This window comes from Roseateles oligotrophus (genome assembly GCF_014204525.1).
Taxonomy (GTDB): Bacteria; Pseudomonadota; Gammaproteobacteria; order Burkholderiales; family Burkholderiaceae_C; genus Paucibacter_A; species Paucibacter_A oligotrophus_A.
This window is the reverse complement of the sequence record NZ_JACHLP010000002.1, coordinates 323,181-342,571: the sequence shown is the minus strand read 5'-3', so window position 1 is coordinate 342,571 and position 19,391 is coordinate 323,181. Positions and strand designations below refer to the sequence as shown.

Here is a 19,391-nt window from a genome sequence, read left to right as displayed (position 1 = left end):
TGTAATGAGGAGCCCAAGAGCAATAGCGCATCCGCGCAACAGTCGGGCAGGGCCGGTGAGGAAAATCACGAATTTACCGATTTCTCCCCCCCTGCTCCCGGGGTGTCCCAAAGCTTGGCCCGGCTGCTCGTCGCGCATTCGGCACCCGATGCCTTGAATCTGAGTCGAGTTTCCTGTGAGGCCATAAGCAGGCCTTGCCTAGCCTGCTACCCTCCTGCCGCCTTCTCTTTCTCTATTCACAACGCGTCCCATGCAGCTCGATCCGGCACCGCAGGTGCTCTATGTTGAAGACGACAGGATCAATATCGTCCTGATGGAAGAAGTCTTCCGGCGCCTGACCGGCTGGCAACTGGTCTGCGTGGAGTCCGGCGCCGAGGCCATGGAGCTGCTCGCGAGCCAGCCCTTGCCCAGCCTGCTGCTGATCGATATGAATCTGCCCGATACCAACGGCCTGGCGCTGTTCCAGCAAGTGCGTGCCCTGCCCCGTTGCGCGGCCCTGCGTTGCGTCGCACTCTCGGCCGACGATCAGGTCGAGCAGGTGCAGGCGGCCTTGCAGGCAGGCTTCGGCGACTACTGGGCCAAACCCATCGATGTGACGCGCTTCGTCGGCCTCTTGCGCAAGGCCTTGCCGCTCAAATAATCGGGTAGCAAATTCGGCCAAAAAAAGGCCCGGAGATTCCGGGCCCGCAGACTTGAGCGCCACCGCCAAGCACAAGGCCGGCGGGGCCAAGCACCTTACTTCAGATGGCTGTTGATCAGCTTGGTCATCTCGAACATATCGGCCTTGGCCTTGCCGAAGATTTCCTTCAGGGCAGCGTCGGCAACGATGATGCGCTTTTGCACTTCGTCCTGCAGCTTGTGCTTCTTGATGTACTCCCAGACCTTTTTGGTCACATCGGTGCGGGGCAGCGGAGCTGCGCCGACGATGGCGGCCAGGGCAGCACTGGGAGTCAGTGCCTTCATGAAGGCAGCGTTAGGCGTGCGCTTCTTGGCAGGAGCCGCCGCCTTCTTGGCCGCAGGAGCTTTCTTGGCAGCGGGGGCAGCCTTCTTTGCAGGTGCTGCTTTCTTCGCCGGTGCCGCGGCCTTCACGGCCACTTTCTTGGCCGCAGGGGCCTTCGCCGGTGCCGCCTTTTTAGCGGGCGCGGCCTTCTTCGCAGTTGCCATTTCAATTCTCTCCATCAAAGTGTTGTTGATGTGCCGGGTCCGGGTGAAGACCGCATAAGCCTTCAATTCTCTCTAGCACCTAGCGAGGGCAATGGTACTGCGCACCTCCTGCATTGAGAAGGCTTTCCCAGGGGAAGCGGGCGCGATCAAGCCCGGAATTGACCCTTGTTTACCCTGGGTGTCGCGCACCCGCATCACTTGGACACGATGGCTGGCTCAAACATCGCTTGGCCACGGCAATTGCGGGCCCACATCGGCCAAGGCCTGGCGGCCACACAAGGCCGCGGCGATCCCGAATTCATCGCGCAAAAGCCTTGAGCCATGGGCCGCGCCGAACGCGCTCGACGCGTGCGCACGCGATGGACAGAGCGGTTTCGGCCTGGCCGAAGATCAGGGCCGCTCGGGCTCGCTGACGAAGCCCACCTTGCTGAGGCCGGCCTTGCTGGCATCGGCCAGGGTCTCGGCCACCAGGCGATAAGCCACGTCCTGATCGGCGCGCAGATGCACTTCAGGCTGCACGGGCTTGCGGCCCTCGGCGGCGAAGCGGGCCGCAGCTTCGCTGCGGCTGATGGGTGCGCCGTCCCAGTAGCGCTGACCGCTGGCGTCGATGCTGAAAGCGATCTTGTCGGCCTTCAGCACATCGGCGCTGGCGCTGGCGCTGGCCTTGGGCAGGTCCAGCTTGACGGCATGGCTGAGCAGGGGCGCGGTAACGATGAAGATCACCAGCAGCACCAGCATGACGTCGATCAGCGGCACCATATTGATCTCGGCCACCGGACCGGCCGAGCGTTTGCTGTCAAAAGAGGCGAAGGCCATGATGCGTGCTCCGCCCGCTTCAGGCCGTTGCCGGCTTCATGGCCCGCACATTGGGCGAACGGGCCGCACCGTCGGCCTGGGCCACGGCAGCACCCGGAGCTTCGCCCAGGGTCAGGAAGCTGTGCAGCTCGTAGGCAAAGGCATCGAGCCGGCCGCTCAGCACGCGGTTGCTGCGGCTGAAGGCGTTGTAGGCCATGACGGCGGGAATGGCCACGGCCAGGCCCACGCCGGTCATGATCAGCGCCTCGCCCACCGGACCGGCCACCTTGTCCAGGGTACCGGCACCGCTCATGCCGATGGCGATCAGGGCGTGATAAACCCCCCACACGGTGCCGAACAAGCCGACAAAAGGTGCGGTCGCGCCGATGGTGGCGAGGGTGGTCAGGCCGGACTCCAGACGGGTGGTCTCCTCGTCCAGCACCTTCTTGATGGTGCGGGTGATGAAGTCATTGGCCGTGCCGGCCTCGGCCAGCCGCGCCGCGCCGTGGCGGGCATGGTGAGCCTGGGCATGCAGGGCGTGGGCGCTGAGATGCGAGAAGGGATCGCGCGCGCCATGCGTGCTGATCTCGGCCTGCACCGCATCCAGCGAGCGCGCATTCCAGAAAAAGTCCAGGAACTGGGTGCTGCGCTTACCGCGCAGATATTGCGTCAGGCCCTTGGCCGCGATCAGCGCCCAGGAGGCCACCGACATCAGCACCAGCACGGCCAGCAAGAACTTGCCGACAAAGTCGGACTGCGCGATGAAGTGGCCGAAGCCAACGGTGCTTGTGGGTTCCATATTCTCGAATTGTGGTCAGAGTGATTTTTGATGGGCTGGGTCGAGCCGGCGCGAGCCGCTCAACGATCCAGTTCGTAGGACAGCAGGGCCGTGGTTTCCACCGGCACGGGCTGGCCGTTTTCGATATGCGGGGTGAAGCGGGCGCTGCGGATATCGTCCAGGGCCTGCTTGTCCAGGCGCTCGAAGCCTGAGCTCTTCTTCACGCTCGCATCCTGCAAACGGCCCTTGGCATCGACCAGGATGCGCAGATGCACGATGCCGCTCTCGCCCAGGCGGCGCGACAGCAGGGGCACGGTCATGCGGGGTTCGCTCAGATAGCGCAGGGCACTGGGGGCAATCTGCTTGACGGCAGGCGCGGGCGGCGCCGGGGGCGCCACCAGCGCAGGCGCCCTTTCCAGCACCTGGGCAGGGGCGGGGCTGGGTTCATGGCTGGGCTCGGGCCGCATCGCCACAAAGCTATCGGCCGTAGGCGCAGCCTCGGCCACCAGTATGGGCGGGGCCTTGCTAGGGCGCGGCTGGGGCGCAAGCTTCATCGGCTTGGGCGGGGGCGGCGGGGGCTGCTCCTTCTCTTGCGCGGGGGCCACCATGCTGACCATCAAGGGCACGACCGTCATGGCCGGCTTTACCGGCGGCGCAAACTGCAGCAAGGCCCATAACGCCGCGGCATGGGCCAGCAGCATCAGGACAGCGGCGCCCCACTTCAGTTCGCGACTCAGCAAGGGCTGGGCCACCAGGCCTTGCGGCGCCGGCGCGGCCATCGCAGACCGCTGAGATTTGGTGGCAGGCGCTTGCGCGGCCGCCGGGAGGGCGGGCAGAAGATCTGCACGGGTGATGGAAACAGACGAGGAGTTCACAAGCGTTGTGGCGAGCAGCCAGGTCACAATCCAAAGATCATAACACCAATGAGAACGATTCTTATTTAAATGAAACAAAGCGGCAATCAATGCCAGCACTCGGCAATGCGGGCCGCGCCGAGTGCGGCAAGCAAATAAAAAGGCCCAAGCGCGACAGCGCCTGGGCCTTGATAAAACCTGCCGGGGGAGGCCGCGAGGCGCCGACTTTCAGTCGGCCAAACCCGCCTCCGTGGACCCGGCGAAACTGAGCATTACTTCTCTTCGGCGATCTTGGGAGCGGTCTTCAAGCTCCAGATCATGGTGATGGCCAGGATGCCGACCACCACGCCCAGGGACACCATGACCGGGATCTTGTAAACATCGATCAAGATCATCTTGGTGCCGATGAAGGCCAGGATCACCGCCAGACCATAGCTCAGCAGGTGGAACTTGGTGGCCATGGCCGCCAGCAGGAAGTACATGGCGCGCAGACCCAGGATGGCAAAGATATTCGAGGTCAGCACGATGAAGGGATCATTCGTGATGGCAAAGATCGCCGGGATGGAGTCCACCGCGAAGATCACATCCGTCATGCCCACCAGGGCAATCACCAGCAGCAAAGGCGTGGCCAGCTTCTTGCCGTTCTCGATGGTGAAGAACTTCTCACCGTCGAAGTTCTTGCTCACCGGCATGGTCTTGCGCAGCAGCTTCAGCGCCGGATTGGATTCCAGATCGGGCTCCTGGCCAGCGGCCCACCACATCTTGATGCCGGTCAGCAGCAGGAAGGCGCCGAAGATATAGAGCACCCAGTGGAACTCGGCGATCAGCCAGCCACCCACCAGAATCATGCCGGTACGCAGCACGATGGCGCCGATGATGCCGTACATCAGCACCCGCTTCTGGTAGCTTGCCGGCACGGAGAAGTAGGTGAAGATCATCAGGAAGACAAAGATATTGTCCACCGCCAGCGACTTCTCGATCAGATAGCCGGTCAGGAATTCCAGCGCCTTGGTATTGGCAACAGTCACATCGCCCGTCGTGTCTTTGATGGCCCACCAGAACAAGCCGTTAAAGGCCAGGCTCAGCGCCACCCAGACCAGGGACCAGTTGATGGCCTCCTTGACCGAAACCTCGTGTGCGCCCTGCTTGCGCAGGACGACGAAGTCCACGAACAGGGCCACCACAACGGAGCCCGCAAAAAAGAACCATAGCCAAAGAGGCGCAATCGTACTCATCCAGAGTCTCCCGCTTTAAAAAACCATGACGAACCGGACATGACCCAGCTGGCTCCAGCCAGAGTCTGACGGAAACCGGGGCCAAGGCCAAGGCAGAAAGGTCTTGCGGGACAGGATGCGGTGTCTTTTGTCGGACCACCATTCACCAGCTGCAGGGCCCGGGTGTCTTCACAGACGCCGTGTTGACGGACCGTTGCCACGACCGCGGCCTGATTCAGAAGAACCCAGACCTTTAGCCGCGTAGCTACTCCCCTTTCGGAAGCCCGCATTCTAGCAAAGAACAGGCAAGACCTGGCCTTGCCATGGGCTGATCGGCCGTGACGGCCTGCACGGATTGGCCGCCGACCTGGGGCGAGGGCCGCCGGATACAGTACGCTTGAAAGGCCGCGGTCCACGGCGGCGCTGGCTCGCAAACCCCTCCCCGTCAAAAAGAAAACAAGGACCCGCCCGAGATGATGAAAACTTTGCTCCGTTGGCTTTTGCTGGCCGGCGCCCTCTTGCTGGTGGCCCACCTCTACCCCGGCGTGGTGGTCAAGAGCTACACCTCGGCCCTGATCGCGGCAGCCGTGCTGGGTTTGCTCAACACCTTGCTGCGGCCCATCCTGGTGCTGCTGACCCTGCCCGTTACGGTGATCAGCCTGGGGCTATTCCTGTTCGTGATCAATGCGCTGATGTTCTGGTCGGCCGCCTATCTGCTCAGCGGCTTCGGCGTCGAGAGTTTCACCGCCGCCCTGATAGGCTCCCTGATCTACAGCCTGTGCGGCATGTTGATCGACACGGTGATGGAGCGCTTGTTCCCGAACCAGGATTGATCAAGGCAGCTCCGCCCCCGGCGGCACGCCGCGCGGGTACAGCTCGGCCAGCAACTGGCGGCGCTCGTACAGCAGGGCGCGCAGGCGCGAGTCGATGACGGCGGCCTCGATCTGATCCGCCTCGCGGCTGCGCGACTGGCGCAGGCCGGAGCGCAGGCGGTCGATGGCGCCATTCAAATCGCCCATGGCCGCCCTCACCTCGCCGTGAGCGCGCACCGCCCGCAGGGGCTGATCCAGGCGCTCCCAGAGTTGGGCCAGTTGGGCCCAAGCGCCGGCATCCTTGGGGTTGAGGCTGACAAAGGTCTGCAAATCGTCGGCCGCCTGGCGGGCCGTGTCGGCGCCGCGGCTGTCCACCATGGCCAGCTGGGCGCGCTGCATCAGCAAGGCCCGCGAGCGCTCAGCGGCCAGCGGCTTGAGGGCGGCGAATCCGTCCGCCGCCTGGCCCTTGGCCTGGGCCAGCTCGGCACGCAGATAACTGAGCATGCGGGCGGATTGCGGCTCGGAACCGATCAGCTGCAGGGTTAGCTCGGCGCTGCGCAAGGCATTCTCGGCGCGGCCAAAATCGCGCATCTTGATCGAGGCCAGGGCGCCGGCATAGCGCGCGCCGAGCTGCTCGAAACCCCTGCCGGGAGCGGCTGTGCTGGTGTCGCGCACGCCCGCGTCGAGGTTTTGCAGCTGCGCCCAAGTCTCGGCTCTAGGGTCCATCAAGACCTTGGCGCGCGCCGCCATCAAGGCGTGCACGGCCAGGCCCGGCGGCCGCACAAAGGCCTCGGTGCCCATGCGGGTGCGGGCATCGCCGATGCGCTCGCTGGTCAGGGGGTGGGAGCGCAGATAGGGGTAGTTGCCCGAATCCATCAGGTGGTAGGCCTGCTCCATGCGCTCGAACATGCTGAGCATGCCGGCCGGCGCAAAACCGGCCTGATTCATCACATTGAAGCCCACACGGTCTGCCTCGCGCTCCATATCGCGGGAGAAGGCCAGCGACGCGGCCGCCGCCGCCGCCTGGCTGCCCACGATGGCGGCATTGGCGCCATCCACGCTGCCGCTGCGCGCCGCGATGATGAGGCCGGCGATCATGCCGGCCGTGGCCAGCAGGCTGTTGCGCGAGTCGCCGATGATGCGGCGCGCGATATGGCGCTGAGTCACATGCGAGAGCTCATGGCCCAGCACCGAGGCTAGCTCGTCGGCCGACACCGTCATCGCGATCAGGCCCAGATGCACGCCCACAAAGCCGCCCGGCAAGGCAAAGGCATTGACGCTTTTATCGCGCACCAGAAAGGTTTCCCAGGCGAAATGATCCTGGGTCTCGTCACCAATATTGCCCAGGCGGGTGGCCGCCTGCACCAACGGCGACCAGATGCTCTGCACATATTCCAGCAGCAGCGAGTCGTCCAGATAGTCCGGGTCGGGGCGAATCTGGCGCATGATCTGCTCGCCGAAACGCCGCTCCGCGCCCACATCCAGATCGGCCGAGACCGAATCGCCCAGAGTCGGCAGATTGACCTGGGCCCGGCCCACGGTCGGCCCGGTCGCCAGGACCAGGGCCGCCAGCAAGCCCGCCATCAATCTGCTTCGCAGAGGCAGTTGCTCAGGCCGGCGACGCAGGGCGCGGGTCTTTTCCTTGTGCTTCATCAACAAAAAGAATCTCCAAAGGGCGGGGAGGGCGAGAACAGCTTGAGTCTGACATAGATGAAAGCCGCCGACCGTAAGTCACTCACTATGATGAGGCCCCTATCGTTTCGCTATCGTTGCTCAATTGTTATCGCCCGGCCTGCAAGCCCGGGCGCACAAGCCCAGCTTCAACCCAGGCATGACCTCAAACCTCACCCATTTTGATGCCCAGGGCCAGGCCCATATGGTGGACGTGGCCGCCAAGGACGTCACCCACCGCGTGGCCGTGGCCGCCGGCCGCATCCGCATGCAGCCGGCCACCCTGGCCCTGATCAGCAGCGGCAACGCCAAGAAGGGCGATGTCATCGGCATCGCCCGCATCGCCGCCATCCAGGCCGCCAAACGCACCGCCGATCTGATCCCGCTCTGCCACCCCCTGCCCCTGACCCGGGTGACGGTGGACTTCGAACTGGACGAGGTGGCCAGCGCCGTGCAGTGCCGCGCCCAGGTCGAAACCTTGGGCCGCACCGGCGTGGAGATGGAAGCGCTGACCGCCGTGCAGATCGCCCTGCTGACGGTTTATGACATGTGCAAGGCCGTGGACCGCGGCATGGTGATGGAGCAGATCCGCGTGCTGGAGAAGCAGGGCGGCAAGAGTGGCGACTGGACGGCCACTCTCGAGACCTGATCTGATCAGCGCATCTCCCGCCACTCGATCTGCTGCTGCGGCGGCACACATTGATAGGGCTTGAGCGCAGCCAGCTCGGCCTCTTCGAGCGCGGTGCATTCGGCAAAGAAGGGCTCGCTGCTCTTGTTGCGGAATTCGCGCAGACGCTCGGCCACATAACTGGCTTTTTGATCGTCGCCGACCGCATGCAGGGACTTGGCCCAGGCCATCATCAGGCGGGCGTCGATCAGCTGATGCGCGCTGCGCTGGGCCGCGGCCAGAGCTTGCGGGCCATAACCCAGACTGGTGGCTGCGGCATAGTCGGCCTGGGTGGAGAAGAACAGCGACTGCTGACCCGCATGGATGCGTTCCGGCAGCGGCGCGGCGTTCTCGCCGGGCGAATAGATCACCACCACGCGCTGATAGTCCCAGACCGCGAACGCCGTGCCCAGCATCAGAACGGCCCCGGCGACGCTCAGCAAACGCGGCAAGCCCGGCACCTGCACCACCTGGCCACGCTGCACCTGCTCGTCCGGCTGGCCCAGGGCCAGGCCGAAGGCAAAGGCCGTGGGCAGCAGGAAGTAGGCATACCAGAGCGGGTATTCCAACAAGCTGTGCAGGCCAATCATCAAGACCAGCATGAAGGCGCAGCGGCGCATCCAGGCCTGGCCCTCGTCCCGGGCCTGCAAGCTCATGCGTAGGGCGCGCCACAACGACCAGCCCAGCAGACCCAGCACGCTCAGACTCAGCGGCAGGCCCAGCTCCACCGCCAGCTGCATGGGCAGATTGTGGCAATGGTCGAAGAAGGCCACCGGGCGATTCGGGAACTCGCTCAAGGTCCAGGCCAGATTGAACTCACCCCAGCCCACCCCCAGCCAGGGATGCAGCTTGAGCAAGGCCAAGGCATTGCTCAGGATGGCGATGCGGGACGGTGAACCGGCACCCTCGGCCAGACGCGACTCCACCCCCAGGGCATGGCCGCTGCTGGCCGACCAAGCCGCCACCAGCCACCAGCACAGGGCCAGCATCAGCGGCGTGGCCAGCAGCGAGAAGCGCGGTGCGCGCGGCAGGCGGCGGTCCAGCCCGCCCCAGGCGGCCAGGATCAGCACGCCGATCACGCCGGTGCGCGAGCCGCTCAGCACCACGGCGAAGATCAGGCCAAACAGGATCGCGGGCAGCACCCAGGCGCGGCCAAAGGGCTTGAGCCGGCCCGGCAGGCCCAGATAGACCGCCGCCACGCAGGACCACATCAGCAAGCTGGCCAGATGGTTGGGCTGACGCATATTGCCCACGGCACGGCCGGGCACACCGGAGCGCGCGATCACATTGCCATCGGCCCACTGCGGCGCAAACACCTGCACCAAGCTGACCCCCAGACTCAGCAGACCGGCGATCAGCAAGCCCCAGCAAAACACCTCGAACCAGAGCTGGCGGGCGCGGTCATTCAGGCCCTGGGCGCCAAACAGCAGCAGCATCGCCGCCGCCAGCATGGCGCTGCTGGACAAGGCCAGCGACAGCGGCAGGCCGGTCCACAGATGCGAGGCCAGCGGCGCCAGCATCAGCAACCCCAGTGCCAGCACCGCCGCCTGCCCCGCCCTGCCCAGCACCCTGGGCAACTCACGCGCCAGCAGGCAGAGCACGAGCGCCCAGCCACCCAGGGCGGCCAGCTGATTGAACAGCGTCGCCGACGGGCTGATATTGAAGGCCAGCAGCGGCGGGACCACGCTGGCCAGCAGCAGGGCCAGCAAGGCCGGCGCTTGCAGGATTTGCGGCGCGGGGCCGCGCGGGGCTTGCGCGTCGAGATGCGCTGCGGACGTAGGCGGAGAAGAGATGGCGCTTGACATGGGCCGAATCATCACATGAGTCCCGGCCCTGCACGCGCTGCTTGACCCGCCCAATCCATGTGTACTACAGTACTAGTACACGCAAGGAGTACCGTGAAGCACGAGCAGATCTTCAGCATCAACACCGGCTCCACCGAACCCATCTACCGCCAGCTGATGGAGCAGCTGCGCCGGCGGGTGGCCAGCGGGCAGCTGAGTGCGGGCGAGGAAATCCCCTCGGTGCGCGAGCTGGCGCAAAGCCTGGCCGTCCATCCGATGACCATCTCCAAGGCCTACAGCCTGCTGGAGTCCGAGGGCCTGCTGGAGCGCCGCCGCGGCCTGGCCATGCGCATCGCGCCCCAGCACAAAAAAGCCCAGAGCGCCGCCTCGCGCGTGGCCTTGCTGCGCCCCAGCCTGCTGCAGGCGGCCGAGACCGCACGCCAGCTGGAGCTGAGCCCCGCCCAAGCCCTGCAGCTGTTCGAACAAATCCTCCAAGAACTTCCTGAGCCCCAAGAGGGAGACGCCGCATGAACGCCAGCACCCATCCCAGCAGCACGCTGCGCCCCGCCGACCTCAGCCTGCACAGCCGCGCGGCCCAGCAACCCAGCGCCAGCGCCCAGCTGTCCGCCGTGAATCTGAGTTATGGCAGCCAGGCCGTGCTGCGGGATCTGAGCTGGCAGCTGCTGCCCGGCCAGGTCGTCGGCCTGCTGGGCCGCAACGGCGCGGGCAAGACCACGCTGCTGGAGGCCTTGCTGGGCCTGCGCGAGCCGCAGGCCGGCCGCATCGAATTGTTCGGCCAGGCGGCCGCTCGGATCGACGACGCGGCCCGCGCCCGCATCGGCTATGTGCCGCAGCAAAGCGATTTGTTCGAGGGCTTCACGCCCGCTCAGCTGCTGGCTTACTTCAAGAGCTTTTACCCGCGCTGGAACGAGGCCAAGGTCGAGGGCCTGCTGTCGCGCTGGGAGATCGCCCGCGACAAGCCCATCGCCCGCCTCTCCGGCGGCCAGCAGCAGCGCCTGTCCATCATCCGCGCCCTTGCCCATGAGCCCGATCTGCTGGTGCTGGACGAGCCCGTCGCCAGCCTGGACCCGGCCGGCCGGCGCGACTTTCTGCGTGAGCTGGTGGATCAGGTGCTGGACCGCGGCACGACCGTGGTCTTCTCCACCCACATCCTCTCCGACCTGGAGCGAGTCGCCTTCAATCTGGCCTTTATGAGCGAGGGCCAGATCAGCTGCCAGGCACCGCTGGACGAGCTGATCGAGCAGGTGCGCAGCGTGCAGGGCAGCACGGCCCAGTTGCAAAGCCTGGTCGGCCGCCTGGGCGCCCAGGTGCTGCGCCGTCATGCCCTGGAAGACGGCCAGGCGCGCTGGCTGATCCGCCTGCCCGCCGACCAGCCCATCCCCGCCGTCGAGCTGCAGGCCCTGAACCTGGAAGACCTGTTCATGGAGCTGACCTGACCATGGCCCACGCGCTGACGCCCTACCGCCCCATCCTGCTCTGCGCCTGGCAGCAGCACCGCAATCTGGGTTCGCGCTGGCTGCTGCCCCTGCTGGCCTTGCTGTGCCTGGGCACCTTGCTGACGCTGGGCCTGGCCGTTGATTGGCAGGCCGCGCTGTTCACCGGCCAGGCCCTGGCCCTGCTGCTGCTCCTGCTGTCCTGGCCCTGGCTGTTTGCCAATCTGCGCCGCCAGAACCACCCGGCCAGCGCCCATCTGGTGCCCCAGCATCTGCGGCGCCTGCGCACCGTGGCCGTGGCCGCCCTGCTGGGCTTCAGCGCCCTGGGCGGCCTGCTGCTGAGCCTGTCCACCGGCCATGCGCTGGCCTGGGGCCTGGGCCTGGCCTGTGTGATGCTGGCCATCGCCGCCTGCCTGCGCTGGCCCAGCCTGTGGTTGTGGGGCTGGTTCTTGCCCCTGCCCTACTGGATCTGGCCCAGGTCCCCCGTCTGGCCCGCGCTGAAACAAGCCTTGCAGAACGGCTATACCGAGCAGCCCGCCGCCCTGGCTCTGTTCACCTTGCTGCCGCTGTGCTGGGCGCTCAGCCGCTTGCTGCAGGCCAGCGGCAATACCCATTTCAAGAGCTACCAGGCGCAGGAAGACCTGCGCCTGGCCCTGCAGGAGCAGATGCGCGGCGGCCTGGTGACGCCCAAGACCCTCAGCCCCAGCGGCGCCTGGCTGATACGTTTGTTCAGCTGGCCGCGGCCGCTGTGGATGGCCCATCTGCTCAAGCGGGCCCACGGCGGCCCTGGCAGCGTGATGGCCCGGGTCGATCTGGTCACGCTGGGTACGGCGCACTGGGCCCATGTGCTGGGCGCGATCAGCATCATCCTGAGCCTCACGGCCCTGCTCATCCTGATCACCCAGGCCATTTACGCTTACGACTGGCGCCTGGTCTTCAAGCCCAGCAATATCGGCCTGCAAATCGGCATCATCAGCATGGCCATCAATCCCCTGTTCGCCCTCGCAGGCAGCCTCTACAGCAGCCGCCGCGAGCAGGCCTTGCTGATGCTGCTCCCCACCATGCCGCGGGGCCCGGCCCTCAACGCGGCCCTGGGCCGGCGCCTGCTGCTGCAGTTCGGCCTGCAATGGCTGATCGCCTGGTTGCTGGTGGCCGGGCTGCTGCAATCCGCCACCGCCGAGGCAATGCCGCACTGGCACGGCTTGCACATCCTGCTGGCGGCCCTGCCCCTGAGCAGCCTGCTGCTGCGCGACTGGGCGCGCCAAGCCCGGCCCACCGGCAGCGCGGCCACCCTGATCTTCGTCCTGATCTGTATCTTCAGCGGCCTGATCGCCGCGCTGCAAGCATGCTTGGCCCTGGACTTGTGGCCCTTCGCCCTGGCCTCGGCCCTGCTGACCCTGGGGCTTGTCTACACCCGCTGGCGGCGCTGGGTGCGCGGCGGGCCGCAGGCCATGCCGGTGGGACGGCTGAGTTCGTGATCAAACACAGGTACAAGGAAACGAAATGATCAGACCCAACACTTCGCCCTTGGCATGGCTGCGTACGCATTGGGCCCTGCCCCTCGGGGCCTTGATCGCCGCTGGTGATTTGAGCGCCGCGCGGCTGGGCGACTGGCAGGGATCGCAGCTGCTGGAAACGGCCCTGCTCTTCGATCTGACCCTGCTCCTGCCGGCGCTGTTCTGGTTTTGCTATCGCCATCAAGGCAAGCCTGCCCTTCTCAAGACCCTAGGCCTTGCCTGCCTCGGCATCTGGCTTTGCGGCAAAGCCATACCGCCCGAACAGCAGCAGCTTTTGCCGGCTCTGAGCTGGCTGCGCTATCTGGGTTTGGCGGGCTTGTTTGCCCTGGAGCTGAAACTGCTGGTCGCCCTGTACAAGGCCGTGGTTCTCAAAGGTCAATCGCGTCACGAGGCCGAGACTCAGCTGCAGCGCGAAGGCATGCCACCCTGGGTGGCGCGCCTGATGGCTTTTGAAGCATCGTTGTGGAGCAAGGCTTGGCAAGCGCTGCGTCGCTTGTCGGCCAAGAATCGCAAGTAGACCGATCGGCGTCGGTCTCTCAATACGACATCCTGATGCTTTCCTGATGCCGCATCTGCTAACTTGCTCACCATGAGCATGAGTTCCTCACCGCCAAGGGCCGCGAGCAGGCAAGACCTGACCCTGGCCGCCCTCACCTGGGTCGCGGCTTTTGGGCTGATGCTGCGCCTGGACGGCGTGGTGGAGCTGGCCAATCTGGCCTTGCTGCTGGTGCTGGCCGCGGCGGTGGCGGGCTGGTGGCTGAGCGTCTGGGCCTCCTTGCTGAGCAGCGCCCTGGCCGTGCTGGCCTTTGCCTGGTTGTTTGTGCCGCCGCGCCTGAGCTTTGCGGTGGAGCATCACCCCCATGCCCTGCTGCTGTTCTCTATGCTGAGCCTGTGCAGCATCAGCGCCTTGCTGATGGGGCGCTCGCGGCGCCAGACGGCGCAGGCCCGGCTGATGGGCGCGCGCGCCGAGCAGCTGCGCGCCTTCAGCGACAGCTTGCGCGATGTGCACGCGCCGCAATCCCTGGCCCCCTTGCTGCATCAGGCCCTGGATGCCTTGCGGCCCGAGCCGGTGCAGCTGCTGGTGCTCAAGAACCGCCTGCCACCCCGCAACGACCCTGAGGCCGGCCTGTGGCTGGGGCCCGCGGCCGACGCCGATCAGGCCACCGGCCTGTGGCTATGCCTGCGCGAGGGCCGCGCCTTCGGCCCCGGCACCGGCCGGCATCAGGATTTGAAGGCCTGGTATCTGCCCTTGCGCGGCCGCCATGCCAGCCATGGCGCGGCCTTGCTGCACCTGCCCGCCGGCGGGCAGGAGAAGGAGGCCGAGCAAGGCCTGCGCGCCCATGCCCAGTCGCTGTGCGATCAGATGGGCCTGGCCCTGGAACGCCAGGCCACCGAGCAGACGGCGCAAAAAGCCCGCGATGAGGCCAGCGGCCAGGCCACCCGCAATGCCTTGCTGGCCGCCATCTCGCACGACTACCGCACGCCCCTGGCCTGCATCATGGGTGCGGCCTCCTCCCTGCTGGAACAAGACGCCCGTTTGGACGCGCGCCAGCGCCAGCGCCTGGCCGCCACCATCCTGGAGGAGACCGAAGCCCTGCGCCGCATGACGGACAACAGCCTGCAACTGGCCCGTCTGGACGCGCCGGGCGTGAGCCTCAAGCTGGACTGGGAGTCGGCCGAAGAGCTCGTCGGCACGGTCTTGCGCCGCAGCCGCCAACGCCGCGCCGCGCTGAGCGAGGCCGAGCCCGCCGCAGCGCGTCTGCGCGCCCGGGTGGAGCCCGACTTGCCCCTGCTGCGCTGTGATGCCGTCTTGCTGAGCCAGCTCTTGGACAACTTGGTCGACAACGCGCTGAAGTACGGCGCAGGCAGCAATATCGAAATCCTGGCGCGCCGCCTGCCCTGGCCCGAACCCGGCCCGCAACAGGGCCAGCCCCGCATCGTGCTGTCGGTGCGCGACCGCGGCCCCGGCGTGGCACGCGCCTGGCAGGAGCGCATCTTCGATGCCTTCCAGCGCGGCGCCGAGGCGCAGTCCGGCCGGCCCGATGGCTCGGAGCGGCGCGGCGCCGGCGTCGGCCTGGCGGCCTGCCGCGCCATTGCCCAAGCCCATGGCGGCGAGATGCGCTACCGCGCCCGCGCCCACGGTGGCGCCAGTTTTGAATGCTGGCTGCCCCTGCAAGCCAGCCCCCCTCAAGCCCAGGAGGCTGTGTCGCCATGAGTTTGCAAGTGCTGTTGATCGAGGACGACCGGGAGCTGCGCGCCACCCTGTGCCAGGCCCTGCGGATCGAGGGTTATGCAGTGCAGACGGCCGCCAGCCTGGCCGAGGCCCAGGCCTTGCTCAAACATGGCGGCGGGTTCGATCTGCTGCTGCTGGACCTGGGCCTGCCCGATGGCGAGGGCAGCGAGCTGCTGCGCGAGCTGCGACGCGAGCAAAACACACCGGTGCTGGTGATCTCGGCCCGCGAGCAGGACGGCCAGAAGATCAGCCTGCTGGACGACGGCGCCGACGACTACCTCGTCAAGCCCTTCAGCGTGCGCGAGCTCTTGGCCCGCATGCGGGTGGCCTTGCGCCATCGCGGCGTACACACCCGCCCGGCCCTGACCCGCTACGAGCAGCAAGGCCTGGTGGTGGATCTGGAGGCCCACCAGGTCAGCCTGAATGGCCAGCCAGCTCATCTGACCCCCACCGAGTTCAAGCTGCTGGCCCGCCTGGTGCGCAGCGCCGGCAAGGTGGTGACCCACCGCACGCTGCTCAGCGACGTCTGGGGGCCGGAGTACACCGAGCACACCCACTATCTGCGCCTGTACATGGGCCAGCTGCGCGCCAAGCTGGAGCAAGATCCGGCCGACCCGCAGCGCCTGCTGACCGAGCCCGGCGTGGGCTACCGGCTGGATGGGGCGTAATTAGGATCCCAGGAGAGAAAGAAAAAGATGCGAACAAAGACCCCCAGCAACTTCTGCCTGAGCAGCCGCCTGCGCCTGCTCAGCCTGGCCGCCGGCCTGCTTGCGCTGCACAGTGGCACTGGCGCGGCCGAAGCCAATCGCGTGCAGGCCGTACTGCAGCAAGCCTTGGAGGGCGACCGCAGCGGCGCCTGCGTGCAGGCGGCCGTGATCGAACAGGCCCAGATCTTGCGCGGCAGTTTCTGCGCCAAGCCGCGGCCCCAGGGCGAACCCGACTTCCAGCGCCCCTTCGAAATCGGCTCGGTCAGCAAAACCATGGTGGCCTTCCTGGTGGCCGATCTGATCGCCCGCGGCCAGTGGACGCTGGACGATCCCATTGCCAAGCATCTGCCGCCCGGCACCGAGGTGCCGCGCCAGGGCGAGCGCCAGATCCTGCTGCGCGATCTGCTGACCCACAGCGCCAGCCTGCCAGCCCTGCCGCCGGGCTTCGCGCCCAAATCCGCGGATGACCCCTATGCCGATCTGAGCGAGTCCGACTTGCTGGCCGCACTCGCCAAGACCCGCTTGAGCGCGCCCATTGGCAGCCGCAGCGAGTACTCCAACTTCGGCATGATGATTGTCTCGGCCGCCTTGGCCAGAAGCACCGGCGGCGACCTGGAGGTCACGCTACGCCAGCGCCTGTTCGAACCCCTGCAAATGAACGGCGCCTTCATCAACAAGCCACCGCTGGGCAGCCTGAGGGTGCAAGGCCATCTGCCCGGCGGCAAGACCACCTCGGCCTGGCACGCGCAAACCAATCTGTCCGGTGTCGGCATGGTCAAAGCCAGCCTGAATGACATGCTGCGCTACGCCCAGGCCCAGCTAGGGCAGGCCAGCGCTCTCAAGCCCGGCCTGGATGAGGCGCAAGGCACAGCCCTTCTGGCCGCCATGCAGCTGAGCCAGCAGCCGCTCAAAGCCCCCTTCGGCATGAACTGGATGCGCTACCCGATCAATGGCCAGGAACTTGTCGCCCACGAGGGCGGCACCGGCGGCTTCTCGTCCCTGGTGGCGCTGCAGCCCCAGGCCCAGCGCGCCGTCGTGCTGCTGGCCGACACCAGCTTGGGCAATCTAGGCGGCCTGGGGCCCCTGGGCCACGCCTTGCTGGGCCCGGAGAAGGCGGTGCCCCAGCCGCGACTGGCCAGCCAGGCCCCGGCCGCACTGCTGGAGGCCTTGGTGGGTGACTACAGCTTGGGCGGCCTGGCGACCCGCCTGTGGCTGCAAGACGGCCGCTTGCGAATGCAGGCCCAAGGCCAATCCGCCTTTGAGCTGCACTACGACAGCCGGGGCGACTTCTACCCCCAGGATTTCAATGCCTTGCTGACGCCTGTGCTGCAAGACGGTCGCGTGACCGAGGCCTTGTGGCGCCAAGGTGGCGGGGCCGCTCCCATGCAGCGCAAAACGGCCGAGGGCGCTATGGCCCAGGCCATCAAACCCGCCTGGCGGGACTACCTCGGCAGCTATGTCCTGATGCCTCACTTCAAGCTGCGCGTATTCCAGGACACGGCTGGCCTGCTGAAGGTGCAGGCCACCGGCCAGAACGCCGTCGCGGCCGAACTGACGGGCCCCGACAAGATGGAGATCAAGATCGTTGCTGCCGTGCTGGAGTTCAAGCGCGACGAGGCGGGCCAGGTGCGCAGCCTGGTGCTGGATCAAAACGGGCAGCGCCTGGAAGGGCAGCGCGAACCCTGACCCCGGCTGGGAGAGTACTGCCCTGCCGGCACTTATGCGTTCCTGATGCTCAAGGGCTCAGCATGGAGCTAACGCAACAACAGTGCCACCACCATGTCCTCTCCCACAGAATCCGCCCCGGCAGCACCCGGCGAGGCCGGCCAGGGCCATGAGCTCGGCCGCCAAGGCCTGGGTGCCCTGACGCTGGGCGCCATCGGCGTGGTGTACGGCGATATCGGCACCAGCCCGCTCTACACCGTCAAGGAAGTCTTTCTGCCCGCCACCGGGGTGGCACTGAACAGCGCCAATCTGGTCGGCGCCGTCTCGGTCATCCTGTGGGCGCTGATGCTGGTGGTCACGCTCAAATACGTGATCCTGATCCTGCGCGCCGACAACCGCGGCGAAGGCGGCGGCCTGGCCCTGACGGCCCTGGCCACCCAGGCGGTCAAGCACAAGCCCGCCCTGCGCCGCTGGCTCTTGTTGTTAGGCGTTTTTGGCGCCACCTTGTTCTACGGCGACAGCGTCATCACCCCCGCCGTCTCGGTGATGGGCGCCATCGAGGGCCTGGAGGTTATCAACCCCGCCTTCAAGGCCTATGTGCTGCCCCTGTCCCTGGGCGTGCTGCTGGGCCTGTTCCTGATCCAGCGCTTTGGCACCCATGCGGTGGGCAAGGTCTTCGGCCCGGTGCTGACGCTGTGGTTTGTGGTGCTGGCCGTGATCGGTGTGGTGCACATCCAGCGCCAGCCGCAGATCCTGGCCGCCCTCAACCCGCTGGAGGCCGTCAACTTCCTGCTGGCCCGCGGCTGGCATGTGTTCGCCGCCCTGGGTGCCTTCGTGCTGGCCCTGACCGGTGCCGAGGCCTTGTATGCCGACATGGGCCATTTCGGCGCCAAGCCCATACGCCTGGCCTGGACGAGCCTGGTCTTCCCCTCGCTAATCCTCAATTACATGGGCCAGGGTGCCTTGCTGATGGCCACGCCCGACGCGATCGAGAACCCCTTCTTCCGCCTCTTCCCCGAGCCCCTGCTGGTGCCCATGGTGGTGCTGGCCGCGGCAGCGGCGGTGATCGCCTCGCAGGCCGTCATCTCCGGCGCTTACTCCATGACCAAGCAGGCCATCCAGCTCGGCTTCCTGCCCCGCATGGAGCTGCGCTACACCTCGGCGCGCGAGTTCGGCCAAATCTATATTCCCGCCGTCAACTGGGCCTTGCTGGCCGGTGTGGTGGCGGCCGTGCTGCTGTTCGGCAGCTCCTCGGCCCTGGCGGGTGCCTACGGCATCGCCGTCACGCTGACCATGATGATCACCACGGTGCTGAACTATTTCGTCGTGCGTGAGGGCTGGCGCCTGCCCGCCCCCATCGCCATCGCCGCCACCCTGGTCTTTCTGCTGCTGGACGCCCTGCTGGTGGCCGGCTGTGCCCTCAAATTTCTGGACGGCGGCTGGTTCCCCCTCGCCATGGGCCTGGGCCTGTTCGTGCTGATGAGCACCTGGGCGCGCGGCCGCCAGCTGCTGATGAACAGCATCCAGCGCGAGGGCCTGGAGCTGACACCCTTTGTCGAGAGCCTGCAGCCGGACGAATGCAATCGCGCCCTGCGCACCGCCGTCTACGCCGTCGCCAACCCCGACACCGTGCCCCAGGCCCTGCTGCACAACCTCAAGCACAACCAGGTGCTGCACGAGTGCAATGTGATCATGACCGTGGTCTTCCACGAAGTGCCCTGGATCAGCGATGCCGAGCGGGTCGAGGTGCAGGCCCTGGCTCCGGGCTTCTGGCGCGTGAGCCTGCACTTCGGCTTCATGGACCAGCCCGATGTGCCGCGCGCCCTGGCCTTGTGCGAGCCCAAGGGCTTGCGCATCCCCGTGTTTGAAACCAGTTACTTCCTCAGCCGCGAGACCGTCGTGCCCACAGCCGGCTCGGGCATGGCCGGCTGGCGCGAGAACCTGTTTGCCACCCTGAGCCGCAACGCCGGCAGCGTGGCCGAGTTCTTCTGCCTGCCCGACAACGCCGTGGTCGAGCTGGGCACGCGGGTACAGATCTGAGGCCATGCCGGGGCGCGGCTTGCAGCCCAAAAAAAG

18 protein-coding genes are annotated in these 19,391 nt (G+C 66.5%); 11 read left to right on the top strand and 7 right to left on the bottom strand.

The window, feature by feature from the left end:
* The first annotated feature begins 250 nt into the window (after positions 1–250).
* On the top strand, positions 251–640 hold the full coding sequence (locus HNP55_RS06145) for a response regulator (protein WP_184297277.1): 390 nt from the start codon (positions 251–253) through the stop codon (positions 638–640).
* A gap of 95 nt (positions 641–735) precedes the next feature.
* On the opposite strand, the gene HNP55_RS06140 is transcribed toward HNP55_RS06145, so the two are convergent.
* From HNP55_RS06140 to HNP55_RS06120, 5 genes are all read right to left on the bottom strand, one after another.
* Positions 736–1,164, bottom strand: coding sequence for an SWIB/MDM2 domain-containing protein (locus HNP55_RS06140; RefSeq protein WP_124449056.1), 429 nt, complete (start codon positions 1,162–1,164; stop codon positions 736–738).
* 390 nt (positions 1,165–1,554) lie between these two features.
* Positions 1,555–1,980: an ExbD/TolR family protein gene (locus tag HNP55_RS06135; RefSeq protein WP_184297275.1), complete on the bottom strand. Its 426-nt coding sequence runs from the start codon at positions 1,978–1,980 to the stop codon at positions 1,555–1,557.
* A gap of 19 nt (positions 1,981–1,999) precedes the next feature.
* Complete coding sequence (locus HNP55_RS06130; protein WP_184297273.1) at positions 2,000–2,758, bottom strand: MotA/TolQ/ExbB proton channel family protein; 759 nt, start codon at positions 2,756–2,758, stop codon at positions 2,000–2,002.
* Between the two features lie 59 nt (positions 2,759–2,817).
* Positions 2,818–3,516, bottom strand: a complete 699-nt coding sequence (locus HNP55_RS06125; protein ID WP_184297271.1) for an energy transducer TonB — start codon at positions 3,514–3,516, stop codon at positions 2,818–2,820.
* A gap of 347 nt (positions 3,517–3,863) precedes the next feature.
* A complete protein-coding gene (locus HNP55_RS06120; RefSeq protein WP_184297269.1) occupies positions 3,864–4,826 on the bottom strand; it encodes a TerC family protein in 963 nt (320 codons plus the stop codon).
* A gap of 455 nt (positions 4,827–5,281) precedes the next feature.
* Here HNP55_RS06120 and HNP55_RS06115 point away from each other — a divergent pair, with 455 nt between their 5' ends.
* Positions 5,282–5,638: a phage holin family protein gene (locus HNP55_RS06115; protein WP_184297267.1), complete on the top strand. Its 357-nt coding sequence runs from the start codon at positions 5,282–5,284 to the stop codon at positions 5,636–5,638.
* Here the strand turns inward: HNP55_RS06115 and HNP55_RS06110 are convergent, their stop codons facing one another.
* The gene (locus HNP55_RS06110; RefSeq protein WP_246448219.1) at positions 5,639–7,201 is read right to left on the bottom strand and encodes a M48 family metalloprotease; all 1,563 of its coding nucleotides are present in this window, start codon (positions 7,199–7,201) and stop codon (positions 5,639–5,641) included.
* Positions 7,202–7,448: 247 nt separating this feature from the next.
* Between HNP55_RS06110 and moaC the strand changes: the two genes are divergently transcribed.
* Positions 7,449–7,937, top strand: a complete 489-nt coding sequence (gene moaC / locus HNP55_RS06105) for a cyclic pyranopterin monophosphate synthase MoaC (protein WP_184297262.1) — start codon at positions 7,449–7,451, stop codon at positions 7,935–7,937.
* A gap of 5 nt (positions 7,938–7,942) precedes the next feature.
* Here moaC and HNP55_RS06100 read toward each other — a convergent pair whose 3' ends face one another.
* Positions 7,943–9,760 (bottom strand): PglL family O-oligosaccharyltransferase, encoded by a 1,818-nt coding sequence (locus tag HNP55_RS06100; protein ID WP_184297260.1) that lies wholly within the window; start codon positions 9,758–9,760, stop codon positions 7,943–7,945.
* A 93-nt stretch (positions 9,761–9,853) separates the two neighbouring features.
* Between HNP55_RS06100 and HNP55_RS06095 the strand changes: the two genes are divergently transcribed.
* The 8 genes from HNP55_RS06095 (at position 9,854) to HNP55_RS06060 (ending at position 19,355) form a co-directional block, all read left to right on the top strand.
* Positions 9,854–10,270, top strand: a complete 417-nt coding sequence (locus HNP55_RS06095) for a GntR family transcriptional regulator (protein WP_348648669.1) — start codon at positions 9,854–9,856, stop codon at positions 10,268–10,270.
* A complete protein-coding gene (locus tag HNP55_RS06090; protein ID WP_184297258.1) occupies positions 10,267–11,196 on the top strand; it encodes an ABC transporter ATP-binding protein in 930 nt (309 codons plus the stop codon). The genes HNP55_RS06095 and HNP55_RS06090 overlap by 4 nt, the downstream gene beginning before the upstream one ends.
* A 2-nt stretch (positions 11,197–11,198) precedes the next feature.
* The gene (locus tag HNP55_RS06085) at positions 11,199–12,671 is read left to right on the top strand and encodes a hypothetical protein (protein ID WP_184297256.1); all 1,473 of its coding nucleotides are present in this window, start codon (positions 11,199–11,201) and stop codon (positions 12,669–12,671) included.
* A gap of 49 nt (positions 12,672–12,720) precedes the next feature.
* On the top strand, positions 12,721–13,227 hold the full coding sequence (locus tag HNP55_RS06080) for a hypothetical protein (protein ID WP_184297254.1): 507 nt from the start codon (positions 12,721–12,723) through the stop codon (positions 13,225–13,227).
* 72 nt (positions 13,228–13,299) lie between these two features.
* Positions 13,300–14,925 (top strand): ATP-binding protein, encoded by a 1,626-nt coding sequence (locus tag HNP55_RS06075; RefSeq protein ID WP_246448218.1) that lies wholly within the window; start codon positions 13,300–13,302, stop codon positions 14,923–14,925.
* Positions 14,922–15,611, top strand: a complete 690-nt coding sequence (locus tag HNP55_RS06070; RefSeq protein ID WP_184297252.1) for a response regulator — start codon at positions 14,922–14,924, stop codon at positions 15,609–15,611. Before HNP55_RS06075 ends, HNP55_RS06070 begins: the two co-directional genes overlap by 4 nt.
* A gap of 27 nt (positions 15,612–15,638) precedes the next feature.
* Complete coding sequence (locus HNP55_RS06065) at positions 15,639–17,336, top strand: serine hydrolase domain-containing protein (RefSeq protein ID WP_184297231.1); 1,698 nt, start codon at positions 15,639–15,641, stop codon at positions 17,334–17,336.
* Positions 17,337–17,429: 93 nt separating this feature from the next.
* Positions 17,430–19,355, top strand: a complete 1,926-nt coding sequence (locus HNP55_RS06060) for a potassium transporter Kup (protein ID WP_184297229.1) — start codon at positions 17,430–17,432, stop codon at positions 19,353–19,355.
* Positions 19,356–19,391: the final 36 nt, after the last annotated feature.

Coding starts and splice junctions, on each gene's coding strand:
- HNP55_RS06115 (WP_184297267.1), top strand. CDS start 5,282: ATGAAAACTTTGCTCCGTTGGCTTTTGCTGGCCGGCGCCCTCTTGCTG.
- HNP55_RS06135 (WP_184297275.1), bottom strand. CDS start 1,980: ATGGCCTTCGCCTCTTTTGACAGCAAACGCTCGGCCGGTCCGGTGGCC.
- HNP55_RS06120 (WP_184297269.1), bottom strand. CDS start 4,826: ATGAGTACGATTGCGCCTCTTTGGCTATGGTTCTTTTTTGCGGGCTCC.
- HNP55_RS06100 (WP_184297260.1), bottom strand. CDS start 9,760: ATGTCAAGCGCCATCTCTTCTCCGCCTACGTCCGCAGCGCATCTCGAC.
- HNP55_RS06060 (WP_184297229.1), top strand. CDS start 17,430: ATGTCCTCTCCCACAGAATCCGCCCCGGCAGCACCCGGCGAGGCCGGC.
- HNP55_RS06110 (WP_246448219.1), bottom strand. CDS start 7,201: ATGGCGGGCTTGCTGGCGGCCCTGGTCCTGGCGACCGGGCCGACCGTG.
- HNP55_RS06125 (WP_184297271.1), bottom strand. CDS start 3,516: ATGGCCGCGCCGGCGCCGCAAGGCCTGGTGGCCCAGCCCTTGCTGAGT.
- HNP55_RS06130 (WP_184297273.1), bottom strand. CDS start 2,758: ATGGAACCCACAAGCACCGTTGGCTTCGGCCACTTCATCGCGCAGTCC.
- HNP55_RS06070 (WP_184297252.1), top strand. CDS start 14,922: ATGAGTTTGCAAGTGCTGTTGATCGAGGACGACCGGGAGCTGCGCGCC.
- moaC (WP_184297262.1), top strand. CDS start 7,449: ATGACCTCAAACCTCACCCATTTTGATGCCCAGGGCCAGGCCCATATG.
- HNP55_RS06090 (WP_184297258.1), top strand. CDS start 10,267: ATGAACGCCAGCACCCATCCCAGCAGCACGCTGCGCCCCGCCGACCTC.
- HNP55_RS06140 (WP_124449056.1), bottom strand. CDS start 1,164: ATGGCAACTGCGAAGAAGGCCGCGCCCGCTAAAAAGGCGGCACCGGCG.
- HNP55_RS06085 (WP_184297256.1), top strand. CDS start 11,199: ATGGCCCACGCGCTGACGCCCTACCGCCCCATCCTGCTCTGCGCCTGG.
- HNP55_RS06145 (WP_184297277.1), top strand. CDS start 251: ATGCAGCTCGATCCGGCACCGCAGGTGCTCTATGTTGAAGACGACAGG.
- HNP55_RS06065 (WP_184297231.1), top strand. CDS start 15,639: ATGCGAACAAAGACCCCCAGCAACTTCTGCCTGAGCAGCCGCCTGCGC.
- HNP55_RS06075 (WP_246448218.1), top strand. CDS start 13,300: ATGAGCATGAGTTCCTCACCGCCAAGGGCCGCGAGCAGGCAAGACCTG.